This is a genomic window from Pedobacter namyangjuensis (assembly GCF_003313325.1).
GTDB classification, from domain to species: Bacteria; Bacteroidota; Bacteroidia; order Sphingobacteriales; family Sphingobacteriaceae; genus Pedobacter; species Pedobacter namyangjuensis.
In genome coordinates this window covers 860819-872688 of the sequence record NZ_QMHQ01000001.1, presented here as the reverse complement: position 1 = coordinate 872688, position 11870 = coordinate 860819, and the positions used below count along the sequence as shown (strand labels likewise).

The 11870-nt window shown below is 36.3% G+C and carries 13 protein-coding genes; 6 read left to right on the top strand and 7 right to left on the bottom strand.

The features are described 5' to 3' along the window. Positions 1 to 14: 14 nt before the first annotated feature. The 5 genes from DUT69_RS03950 to DUT69_RS03930 form a co-directional block, all read right to left on the bottom strand. The gene (locus tag DUT69_RS03950; protein ID WP_113651815.1) at positions 15 to 1094 is read right to left on the bottom strand and encodes a sugar transferase; all 1080 of its coding nucleotides are present in this window, start codon (positions 1092 to 1094) and stop codon (positions 15 to 17) included. After that, on the bottom strand, positions 1094 to 1489 hold the full coding sequence (locus DUT69_RS03945) for a response regulator (protein WP_113651814.1): 396 nt from the start codon (positions 1487 to 1489) through the stop codon (positions 1094 to 1096). The genes DUT69_RS03950 and DUT69_RS03945 overlap by 1 nt, the downstream gene beginning before the upstream one ends. A gap of 373 nt (positions 1490 to 1862) precedes the next feature. Then, positions 1863 to 3152, bottom strand: coding sequence for a M23 family metallopeptidase (locus DUT69_RS03940; protein WP_113651813.1), 1290 nt, complete (start codon positions 3150 to 3152; stop codon positions 1863 to 1865). A 45-nt stretch (positions 3153 to 3197) separates the two neighbouring features. Then, entirely contained in the window at positions 3198 to 3392 is a 195-nt protein-coding gene (locus tag DUT69_RS03935; protein WP_113651812.1) for a hypothetical protein, read from the bottom strand. A 41-nt stretch (positions 3393 to 3433) separates the two neighbouring features. Further along, the gene (locus DUT69_RS03930; protein ID WP_113651811.1) at positions 3434 to 3745 is read right to left on the bottom strand and encodes a GNAT family N-acetyltransferase; all 312 of its coding nucleotides are present in this window, start codon (positions 3743 to 3745) and stop codon (positions 3434 to 3436) included. Positions 3746 to 3936: 191 nt separating this feature from the next. Between DUT69_RS03930 and DUT69_RS03925 the strand changes: the two genes are divergently transcribed. Genes DUT69_RS03925 through DUT69_RS03910 form a run of 4 tightly spaced genes read left to right on the top strand, consistent with a single transcriptional unit; the run spans position 3937 to position 7675 of the window. Beyond that, complete coding sequence (locus DUT69_RS03925) at positions 3937 to 5232, top strand: hypothetical protein (RefSeq protein WP_113651810.1); 1296 nt, start codon at positions 3937 to 3939, stop codon at positions 5230 to 5232. Between the two features lie 3 nt (positions 5233 to 5235). Continuing rightward, positions 5236 to 6237 carry an SPFH domain-containing protein gene (locus DUT69_RS03920; protein ID WP_113651809.1) on the top strand — a complete coding sequence of 334 codons (1002 nt, stop codon included), beginning with the start codon at positions 5236 to 5238 and terminating at the stop codon, positions 6235 to 6237. 10 nt (positions 6238 to 6247) lie between these two features. Further along, on the top strand, positions 6248 to 6487 hold the full coding sequence (locus DUT69_RS03915) for a hypothetical protein (protein ID WP_113651808.1): 240 nt from the start codon (positions 6248 to 6250) through the stop codon (positions 6485 to 6487). Positions 6488 to 6499: 12 nt separating this feature from the next. Then, the gene (locus tag DUT69_RS03910; RefSeq protein ID WP_113651807.1) at positions 6500 to 7675 is read left to right on the top strand and encodes a hypothetical protein; all 1176 of its coding nucleotides are present in this window, start codon (positions 6500 to 6502) and stop codon (positions 7673 to 7675) included. 54 nt (positions 7676 to 7729) lie between these two features. On the opposite strand, the gene DUT69_RS03905 is transcribed toward DUT69_RS03910, so the two are convergent. After that, the gene (locus DUT69_RS03905) at positions 7730 to 7954 is read right to left on the bottom strand and encodes a CDGSH iron-sulfur domain-containing protein (protein WP_056087622.1); all 225 of its coding nucleotides are present in this window, start codon (positions 7952 to 7954) and stop codon (positions 7730 to 7732) included. Between the two features lie 297 nt (positions 7955 to 8251). Here DUT69_RS03905 and DUT69_RS03900 point away from each other — a divergent pair, with 297 nt between their 5' ends. Both DUT69_RS03900 and DUT69_RS03895 read left to right on the top strand, forming a co-directional pair. Then, positions 8252 to 8650, top strand: coding sequence for a GlcG/HbpS family heme-binding protein (locus tag DUT69_RS03900; RefSeq protein ID WP_113651806.1), 399 nt, complete (start codon positions 8252 to 8254; stop codon positions 8648 to 8650). Positions 8651 to 8670: 20 nt separating this feature from the next. Beyond that, positions 8671 to 9117: a DUF1810 domain-containing protein gene (locus DUT69_RS03895; RefSeq protein WP_113651805.1), complete on the top strand. Its 447-nt coding sequence runs from the start codon at positions 8671 to 8673 to the stop codon at positions 9115 to 9117. Here DUT69_RS03895 and DUT69_RS03890 read toward each other — a convergent pair. Beyond that, positions 9099 to 11732 (bottom strand): NB-ARC domain-containing protein, encoded by a 2634-nt coding sequence (locus DUT69_RS03890; RefSeq protein WP_113651804.1) that lies wholly within the window; start codon positions 11730 to 11732, stop codon positions 9099 to 9101. The genes DUT69_RS03895 and DUT69_RS03890 overlap by 19 nt on opposite strands. Positions 11733 to 11870: the final 138 nt, after the last annotated feature.

Genomic DNA, 11870 nt, shown 5'->3' with positions numbered 1-11870 from the left:
TAATGTATATTTAGTTAAACAGCTTCTTTTTGAATGAGCGCCGGAAAAGTTTTAAGGATAATTTTTAGATCTAGAAGTAACGAATAATTCGAAGCGTAGTAGTTGTCTAACTCCTTACGTTCAACCTCGGACATATCTTTTTGACCGCGTTTTGAAATTTGCCAAAGCCCTGTTAAACCAGCTGGCCCATTAAAACGCTCAGACCATTTGTTAGTGGTCAAACGCTCTGCTTCGTAAAGTGGCAATGGTCTATTGCCTACTAAAGACATATCCCCTATAAAAACATTTATCAATTGAGGTAGCTCATCTAAACTGGTCTTTCTTAAAAAAGCACCAATTTTTGTTATTCGAGGATCGTTTTTAAATTTAACGAAAGCCGATTTTGCATTTCCATTTTGCTCGCTAGCGTATTGGTTTAAGCTTGCCATTTCTACAATCATTTTATCAGCATCGGTACGCATAGACCTAAACTTATAAAAGTTGAAAATGCGGTAGCCTGCACCCACTCTTTTGCTAGTGTATATAATATCGCCTTTTGAACCTAGCCTAATCATCAAGGCTACCAGTAACAAAATCGGCGATAAAACCAATAACGCCATGCCAGAGGCGATAATATCGAAAGTTCTTTTTACTAATGGAATCTCGTATTTTTCGGTAGATTTATAAGTAGATTTTTCTGAAAGTTGTGGTTTAATCAATTTGAACTTAACCAGAAAATTAATACGTGCATAGAAATCTTCTATCGGAAAAGGATAAGTATAATAATCGTTAACCTTTAGAGCCAGTGCTTTTTTTCTTAATTGTTTACTTTCTTTAATACCAATCAATATCACAATTATAGATTCAAGTACTGGATTAGCTCTTAAGGCTTGTACCTGATTAAAACACTCATCGTTTTCATCTACCTCAATAATAATTACGTCTGGTAAACTTAGCAACGTTTGATGGTTAATGTATTCGTCAAAATCCTCCGGACATTCCAATCCACTGATATTTGCTTCAAGCTCGCTGATTAAAACTTTGCTCAGCAATTTTCCGAAGTAAACAACTTTAGACGTAACAACAGGACTTTGAAATGTAGAAGATGGGATCATTAGGCGATTAACTTTGTTATTTGCATTTTTAATACAGTTGGATCAAATGGTTTTTCAAGGTAGCTATCAACCTTGTAGGCCATTTGTTCAACCCTTTCGGCTAAATTTTCATCGCCAGAGAGCAACATAACAGGTGTATTGCGATAAAAACCACTTAATTTAAGATTTTGAATAAATGCACAACCATCAAGATAAGGCATTCTTAAACTTGTAATAATTAAATCAGGATCATTTCCCTCCTCCAACCAAGCAAGCGCATCTATACCATTTTTCTTAATGGTTAATGAATAATCTGAGGACAAAATGTAGCTATAAAGCTTAGATAGGTGTGATCCACCATCAACTATCAAAATACTTTTTTTGAAAAATTTTTCTGTGCTGTTTTTAGTCTTCATGTTTTTAGGGATTATGTATTAAAATTATTTCTCCTAACCTTAATTACATACCAAAGATGAAGCTTAAGCGGTTTTTAGACAATAGCCCAATAGGGCTATCATAAAAAATAGCAATCATAAATAACTGTAAAACAGACGATTAATTTAAGCCTATTCCTAAAACGTTTTAATTTTCTTAAAAAGAAACATATCTATGATAATCGATAGATTTATTTAGAATTAGCCAAAGGCAAATAAAAAAGTGCTGACGAAAAAAGCATTTTAGAGACCGTAATATTTCAAACTCAAAGACACAAATGTTAATTTGATGCACTTAAAATAAACACAGCTGGTTTTTGGAAAACATGAACCTTTTAAGATCAGCTTCTATATATCAATCGTTTAAAACCCAACCAACTTGGTTTTTGTACTTAACGAGCTGATAATTCTTGAAACTTCCCAACACGTCTAAAAATTCTCCCGATGGGGCAGAGACCTTTACAGACGCAAGTGAATCAGGCTTATCGTAAATTTGGCTTTGTATTTTTGTTTTATAGGTGGTTAAAGGTTTATTGGCCAACACGAGTTTATTAGCAGGAATATATCCCAAACTTCCATCGGGCAATTCTACACGATAATTATTTTTACTTGCTGCGTTAACGCGAATAACATTACCGCTTTTTAGCGATACTCCATCTAATTCTACTTTTGAAGTAGTTCTCAGTGTTGCATTTAATTGGCTCACAGAACTAGTTACAGGTGGCGCCTTTTGTACTGTTGGATCAATAAACGGTAAAGGATCTATTGCACCGCCGTTTGTATAAAGGCCTAAATGTAAATGTGGTGGTGTAGTTTGTGCATTACCCGTATTGCCCATTAAACCTAAAGTATCGCCTTGAAAAACTGTTTGTCCATCGGTAACTAATTGTTCATCTAAATGCGCATAATACAATGTGTAATCCTTATCGTTTGGTCTAAACCAAACTACCTTGCCTCCCAAATTATTGGTATTAACTCTCGTAACTCTTCCGTTCGCAACCGCCAATACCGGTGTGCGAAACGATGAGAAAATATCTACACCTTCATGTTTTCTTGCCCCGGCATCCCTTCCTACTCCAAATAAACTTTGTATCTGATTTTTATTTACAGCTTTAAGCGGATAACCTAATGAAGGACCGGTTGTGATGGCTAAAGTATATTCGCCACTACCCAATAACTCTGGCTGCAACCTGAGTACGTAGGTTCCTGTTTTGTTTGCGTCTAACTCAATACTTTTGCCCAATGTATCTGCAGAAGTGAGTAATTTAAATTCCTGCTGTTCATTCAACTCCCACAAATCGGCGTAAATCATAAATTTTTCCACTGGTTTTCTATCCAGTTGAATTTGAATTTTTTGTCCACGTGTTAAATTAAAGCGGAAAGCAATTGCATCAATTTTATCGGCAGCGAAATAACCTTTTTCCTGATAAGGTAAATTAATAGCTACCGCTTTTGTTAGGCTAGCCTGTGCATTGCTAATCCATGTTGCACCCATAACCGTTTTATCTAAGCCTGCATTTTGCAGTTTTCGCTCATACTGCTGATGTGGCGACCCACTTTTAAGCATGTTAAACGGTCCGCTTTTACAAGAAAGGATAAGCGCCAAGGAAAATAAGGTTAAAATACTAAATAGATTTTTTTTCATAACAGCGGGATTGCAGATTTACAACAAACGAAATTGCTTTGATGTTTAATCCTTCTTTTTGCCCCAGTTATTTTTGAGCTGGCTATAGGCTTTTTTTGAAATAGTGCGTTTCTTTTTAGACCTAGATTTCCCCTTACGTTTTCTAGCGTTAATATTATTTACCAATGAATTTTTAACACCAAGCTTATTTTTACGTTGCTTTCTGGTATTGGTTTTTGTTTTTTTAACTTTTCTGGGCATGAATAATTTTTTAACTACAACACGCTCAAAACAAGATTTGTTTAGGCAACGGTATCACTTCCAGTTGTATTCCAAACATCTGCAAAATCTTGCGGATGTCTCTTAAACTGGGCGTGAACGTAAGGACAAAGTGGTACAACTTTTAAACTGTTCTCTCTGGCGTAAGCCACCATTGCATTTAATAGTTCTTTTGCCACTCCTTTGCCTTCGGCTTGCGGCGCTACTTCGGTGTGGTAAACAATTAAATTGTGGTCGTCAACCTTTAACACCATCTCGCCCAACTGCTCTTCTGCATCCATTACTATAAATGCACCTTGGCCATCTTTGTCTAACACTAACGTCGGTTTGTCCATAAAAAACAATATTTAGAAAAAATGTAGACATTAAGTTAGCTAATATTTTAGAAGAACAAAAACGATTATAAATGTAAAGCCCGCAAATAATAAATAAACGGTTGCAGTTATACATTATTTACCAAATAGCGCAAAATTGGCTCAAACCTTGTTCGTATCTTTAAGTATAAAACTAAACTCGCTCAGTTAAAATGGCCAAACAGATTAAAGCAATAAAATGTCCGCATTGCGGAAGTATAAATAAAAGTGAGGTAAAAGCCGATCATTTTAAATGCAACTCTTGCAACACCGAATATTTTTTAGACAATGACGATATCAATATCAACCATAATGTAAATTACAACACGCCTAACTTTAACCCTGTACTTGGAAGAAAAATGGCGCTATTTATCGGTATTGGTGTTTTTGCTTTTATCTTGCTTACCTTAATCATCCCCGCAATTTTCAGAAGTTCTAGCCCTAGCCCCAGTTTTAATAAAAGTGCTTATCAAGCGCCAGAACGCGATGATTTTTTCTGGCATTACAGAGAAACCATCACTTACACCAACTCTAAAGGCGAAGTTATAGTGTTAATTTTTGGTAACAGAAATTATATGGGTAACGATAACAAAGCAAAAGAAGGAACTTACTTAAGCTTCTTTAACCTTTTATCTGCGAAAGAGATAAAAACCCAAAAAATTGACGGTATTGCAGAAGCAACTCATACCAATTTTCAGCTGCGCCAATTCCCTGATGGAAAAATTTATGGTATCGCTAATAAAACCAACGTTTTCGAAATTGACAAGGAAAACTATACTGCTAGTGATGTAACCCAAAGTTTATTTAAAGGCCATTCAAAGCTGGCTAGTGGAATTGCCAACGCAGAGTTTGCTTATGATAGTTATGGCCACGCCTTTAATTTAATGAGCAATGAGGGCGCAAATGTTTTCTTTTATCCTTTAGAGAATAAAATTTACACAAAAGACGAAGTTTATGCTGCACAAAGAGCACTTGTAACGAAAGAGCCTAACGAAAAACTAAAGACCAAATTCGACTTCACTTCGCTTAGCAGCGATTATCCGGAAGAAAAAATACAGTTAATAAGATTTACGATGAAAGATAGCCAGGGCGGACCGGATGATGATGCCCATTTGAGTTGGCGAAATGATCATTTTGTTGGAAGATCACTCACCTCATTCGGATCAAAATTCGTGCGAAACTTTATCGACCTAACTCCTGGCAGACTATATTTTAAGCCAGATATATTATACAGTGATGATGATTATGTGGTTATAACCGCAAATAAAACCGCAGCCGAAGCAGCGCCTACCAATATACAATGCATTGATGCTAAAACGGGGCAGTTAGTTTTTACTTATCCATTTCCAACCAACCAGCGTTTTGAAGATGCAATTAGGTATAAAGACGGAATTGTGGTTAAATCTTACAGCCTTATCCTTGCTATAGGCTTGGATGGTAAATTAATTAAAGAATTTAAAATCAAATAAGCTATGGGAATTATAAAGTTTTTTAAAAATCAATTATCTCAAGTAATCGAGTGGGATAATCAAAACCCTGAAGTTTTGGTGTATAAGTACCCATCTAGCAACGATGAGCTTAAAAATGCCAGTAAATTAATTGTAGGCCCGGGGCAAGGTGCCTTATTGGTTTACGAAGGGAAATTAACCGACGAAATTACTACAGAAGGAATTTATGATATTGAAACAGACAACCATCCTTTTATAACAACGCTACTTAAATTGCGCACTGCTTTTGAAAGCGAGCACAAGCTGAAGGTGTATTTCTATCGTACCTCAGAAAACGTAAACCAAGGATGGGGAACAGCCCAAGCTATTAAGTATGTAGATCCCATTTATAAAATCCCAGTAGAACTAGGCGCAAACGGGACCTTTTCTTTTAAAATTGCTAACGCGAAGCACTTATTCGTAAATGTAATTGGTTCTGCAGACAGTTATACCGTGCTTGACGCAAGACAAATGCTGCAAAGCAGATTTCCGCAGGGAATTTCTTCTTCGCTGGCACAAGGTGGTGTTTCTTATCAAAATATTGATGCGCAATTGCCCCAGCTATCGCAAAACATTAAAGCACAAATAAATGAAGAGGTAGTGAACTTAGGTTTTATCTTAACAGATTTTAAACTTAACGGAACCATGTTTGATGAAGGCACCAAAGAAAGAATTGATAAGATTGCTGATATTACTGCAGATTCAATGGCGGCCGGCGAAGGTGGGCTAACCTATGTAGAACTTGAAAAGCTAAGGGCTTTGAGGGATGCTGCTCGTAATGAGGGTGGCCTTGCTGGTGCGGGCTTACAGTTTGGCGTGGGCATGGAAATTGGAAAAACATTTGATACCATTAAAAATGAGCAGATTGATGCTTCTAATGCTGATCCCGTTGCCAAACTACAGCAACTTAAACTGCTACTGGATGAAGGCATAATTACCCAGGAGGAATTTGATGCGAAGAAAAAAGAATGGTTAAACAAATTTTAATTATTAGGCTATGAAAAAAGTTATTGGAGCAATTATATTGCTATTGAGCATTGCGTTTTTGGGCATTTTAGCTTTAAGAATTTGGAATATTGAAGTTGTAAGTATGCAGACCATTATAAGAAGCAGTGCAACCTTATTTATTTTAGGTATTGCCATATTTATTCTTCTAATTGGATATGGATTTTTCTTTAATGAAAGTTCGAAAAAATATGATAAATCAGTTGGCAACAAAGCACATCCTAGACTTTAAAAAACTAACTAAATGCCTAAAAATACGAAGACTATAGTTTGCCCTAACTGTGGCAGTACAAACAAAGCAGATGTAAAACCAGATCAGTTTATTTGTAAAAGCTGTGGCTCCCACTATTTTTTAGATGATACAAATGTTAATGTAAACATTAACTATAACCATAATAATATCAGCAGGCCCAGCATTGCACCAAAAAATATTATTGTGGCTGTCGTACTTTTTATTGTGCTTTTTACCTCTGCAATAGTTGGGTTTTTGTTGTTTAACCAAACGCCTAAAAAAAATCTGGAAAAAGAAGTCGTCGATTTAAATTTCTATTCGGGGTATCGTAGTGATGTTATATATGAAAATACAACCAATAATAAGCCAGTTTTTTTACGCTTGGGCAAGGAGCATTTAAGAGGTGACGATGACAAATTAGATTTAGTAAATATTCATGCCTTGTATATTGATCCGGTGACCAAAGCGATTATAAATGACGAGGTGATGTTTGAAAGAACGAAAAGACTCGATAATGGTTTTGATAACTTTGAAGAATTTAATGACGGTAGCGTTTACATTGTTTACGAAACATCCACTTTGTTTAAACTGGATAAAGCCAACAATAAACTTGTAAATGTAACAGGCAATTTGATTAAGCAGTTTAAAGAACTTGGTTCTGGCATTGCCGAATTTGATTTTCATGGCCATGAACAAATTGAAATTATGACCAATGATGGAGAAAAATTCTTCTTTATACCAGCTAAAAACCTACTTTTTAAAACACAAGATGAAGCGAAGGCTACTAAAGATCTTCTGAATCCATTTTATTTTACCGTTAATGATGGCAAACTTATAAAGGAATTTCTGATACCCGGTTCATGGCGTACTAAATCTGAACATTTAGCGCCTGAGCGTAAGTTTTTTGAAGCCAGAATTACTTATCAGAAAGACAGCCTACTTTTTATTGCAAGCCATACAGTAGCGAGCGATCAGTCGCCTACTATTTTGCAAAGGATAGATGTAAATACAGGAAAAGTATTGTGGTCGTTACCGGCTAAAAAGGCTGAATATTACCAAGTAGCTAAATTTAAAAATGGCTTTGGTGTAAAATATTACTTTTTAGACGGCAGCTATATTTCCGGTGTTTACACCATTTCTTCAGAGGGAAAAATTCTTCACGATTATGTGATACAAAGAGGCAAATAGGGTTTTTTCAGCATTAAACGTTGGCATTACCGCCAACGTATGCTTTTCAATTTCTTAAACTTTTTTAGGAGGCAAATCGAATGCTATTGCTTCATGCTCAAAATGTCCATTGTGTGCGCCATCGCAAAATGGCTTGTTTTTAGAAAGGCCACAACGGCAAATAGATAATACTGTTCTGCCTTGCAAGCCATATTCATTTCCGTTTCTGTCTACAATTTCGAAATCGCCTTCAATTTTTACGGAACCGTTGTTGTTAATAGTAAGTTTTGTTTTTGACATTGTTTGTTTTGTATGATGCAAACTTAGCACAATAGCGCATGGCAATTTAAACAGATTGCAATTTAGAAACGTTCTGTACCGACCGTATGAAATTTTCTAGCTGAACCAAACCATTTAACGTTGCTGGTTACTAAAATTAAATACGATAGGATATGGGTATTAACGTGGTCTCGGATAATAGCAACGTTCAAACAATTTTTTTCTCCATCTATCCTTTAAAAAAAAAATAGTTGATCAAAATGATAAACATATTTTGCCTTTTGCTGTTCTGATTATTAGTAACCATTTATAAAACTTATGAGTATCACATTAGCACAAGCAGAGCAACTATCGGCAGTTGCCAAAGAAAAAGCAAAAGAAATTGGCGTTGCCATGAATATTGCAATTGTTGATGAAGGCGCAAATTTAGTAGCGTTCCATAGAATGGATAATGCCTGGCTAGGCTCAATTGACATTGCCATAAAAAAAGCAAAAACCGCTCGTTTTTTTGATATGAATTCGGGCGAGATAGGCAAATTATCCCAACCAGGCCAGCCACTTTATAATATTGAACATTCAAACGGTGGCTTAATCTCTTTTCCAGGTGGAGTGATCATTAAAGACGGATCCGCAAAAATTATCGGTGCCATAGGTGTTTCTGGCGGAACGGTAGAACAAGACCATGAGGTTGCAAATGCTGGTGCTTCATCGTTATAGTGCAAACCAATAATCTTCTTATGGAATACAATCTGAAAAGATTTTTAGATGCGCAAGACGATATTTATAACGTTGCATTGGCCGAACTGAGTCGTGGTAAAAAAACAACGCATTGGATGTGGTTTATATTTCCGCAAATTGCGGGTCTTGGCAAAACAGAGACTGCGCAATTTTACGCTATTGTCGATATCAATGAAGCAAAGCTTTATTATGAACATCCAACTTTAGGAAATAGATTGGTAACATGTTGCGAGGCACTATTGAGCTTGAACGAAAATAATCCCTCTAAGATTTTTGGTAGCCCAGATGATCTAAAATTAAAATCTTGCATGACGTTGTTTGCCATTGCAACTGGCGACTTAATATTTGAGAGCGTACTGCAACAATACTATAATGCAGAGCATGATATAGCCACACTTACACTTCTGAAAATACAGTCCAGTACAAATCAGGAAACTGGTAAGTAAGCAATTTGATAGATATCGCAAAGCGAATCCAAGTCGGCATTTCTGTGGTACATAATTCTACCGATCGAATCTCCATTTTCATCTTTTATCGTTAACATCTTTATTGCAAACTGAATAACCTCTTTAATTTGATTGATTTGCACTTCGTTCTTTCGCTCAACAACTTCATCCAAATAAAATGCATAGTCTAATACAGCACTCACCGCTATTGTTCCGTCATCCAAAACCCTGGTTTTTCGATTCTGATTTTTTGTTTCTAAGATCGAGGATAACACATTATAATAATTTGTAGCTAAATACTGATTTCTAACGGACAGTCCTCCACGTACCGTTTTACGCAAATCTACCACAGCTTTAATAATCGAATACTTCACATCGCCCTTTAAAACTTCAGCCACCTTTTCATCTACCGAATAATAGGATTCATAGGTAGCTTTTTCTACACTATCCCGATTTTTCCAACCTATTTTATCCCAACCAAAATTTAAGATATAGTATGCCGTGTAAATTTTTCTTCGTTGTTCGTAATCTTTGGCAGAGAGCACTTCGAAAACCTCTTTATGCAAACTAAACTGCGCACCATAATTGCCCATTAGGCCTAGAGCCACGCCTTTTATCATTTTGCTCAAGTTAAGGTAGAGATCCTTTGTTTGGCCTCCATTTACCGATAGTTTAAAAGCAATTGCTTCGTCAAAAAACTGAATACTTTTTTGATAGTCTAAACCTTCCTCCCACCACACAGAGCCTAAATCGTGTAATAAACCAGAATAAAGCGACAATTTTAAGTCAGACATCTGTGTTGTTGTACTCAGTGCAGCTTCATGAACATCGATAATTTGTCTACTCTGTTCAAATAGTAGTTTTGCGTCCTCAAAATGCCCTTCACGTTGTTTTACTTTGCCAATGGCCTGCCTCGCTCTTTCGGTTAGTTTTAATTTATCATCGCCAACATAAACTTGTTCAAAGAACTGGTAAGCATCGTTGGCTAAACTCATTGCTAACTCGCAGTGATCACGAAGAATTAAATTATGCGAATTACTTAAACCAATTTCATGCAACAGTTTCATATCGGTTGGAGCGATTTTTATTACCTGCTCATTTAATCGCATAGCCTGTGCAACAGCTCCAATCTGAAAGCTGTAATTAGCTGCAGAACGAAGTAACCTCACTAGATCTATTGATATAACCTCGTTATTATCTGGTTTATGATAACTCGCAAATGACTCTACATGTTGTAAAATTGAATTGAAGTATGGATAATCCGTACCTACAAAACCCTTAGCCGCTTGTACTAAAAACGAAAGTGCTTTAGCATAAACATCGGCAAATCTTCCTTGCTCTAGTAAAATTTCATGTATTGCTTCTTGCCAAAGGCGATGGATAGAATAGAATTTCCCACCATCTTCTTCTGTAATTAGTGCATATTTTTTAAGCTGCACTATAGCTTCGGTTACTCGATTTACTAAAACACTACTTCCGTTTGCACCATCGGTTTGTTGCTGTTGGTAGCTAATAAGTTCCTTTAAAGGAATTTCGTTGGGCGATAAAAAGGACATCAAGCTAAGCACTTTCGAAGAATCATCACTCAAAGCGCTATAACTAAGGTCAAATGCCTTACTAATTTTATCCTTATTCCGGTATTTAGCCTTATTTCGAATCAGTTCAAAATATGACGAAGGCTTGCACCTGTTTTCGACCATAAAAGCGCCAGCCAAAGAAGCAGCAAGAGGCAAACCATCTAATTCTTTATATAACTTTTCGTCAGTACTCCCATCATTCGTAATGGTATCAAATGATTTCTCTTCGTCCAAGTGCCTTGCCAGGTAAAATGAAAACTCGGCCAAAGTCCAGCGTGAAAGCTCTATTCCATTTCCCCAATCCTTATTTCTAGATGTAATGATAATTTTTTGGTGCTTTCTTGGGTCTGTAGCAGGAAAGAATGCATTTTTAAACTCTCTGATTGTTTTCTCCACGTTACCATCGCCTACATCGCAAGCATTGTCAAATACTAATAAAAAATTCACTTTGCTAAGGGCTTTCATCAACTCGAATTGCCAATTGGGCTGTGCTGTATCTAAATCAAAACCCAAGCGGGCCAAACGTGTTAAATCGTCATTTTGGTTTGGCTCAGGACCTACGTTCTTTTTAGAGATACTTTCGGCATCTATCCACCATACTACATTAAACTTTCTCTTTTTAATGGGTGTAATGGCATAATGGTAGGCTACTTCCTGCGCCAAATAACTCTTACCTATACCAGGCGTACCGAACAAAGAAATACTTCTATCGGTTGACTTGTTATCTTCAACACTCTGTTGCAACCTGCTTTTGTAACTTGGTTCTCCGGCATCATTAAATTTATCGATATCGCGAGCTTCCATTAACGTAGTTAAATTCTCGATGGTTGGTTTTATTTCATCTTTTGATACAGGATTTGGCTTTGCGATATTTTTAAACCATTTAAAAAGCCCAATTACAATACCAACAATAGTTGCCAAGGCAAAAAGAACCTGAAAAACCGGCAATTTAAACAGCTCGTCGGCCTTTTCTATTAAAGATGAATTACCCTGAAAAATCAAGGTGCCGACAAAAAAAATGGCTAGGGTAAATTTCATAAAAGATAAGCGTTAAATAGCGGTGGCAAAAAGGCAAGATAAATGTTTAACCATCTTTCTTTTACTGAGCTAAAAATGATAAATAAAACTGGTTTCTACAAAAATCATTAACAGTAAATTACGAAACCATTCTAGTGC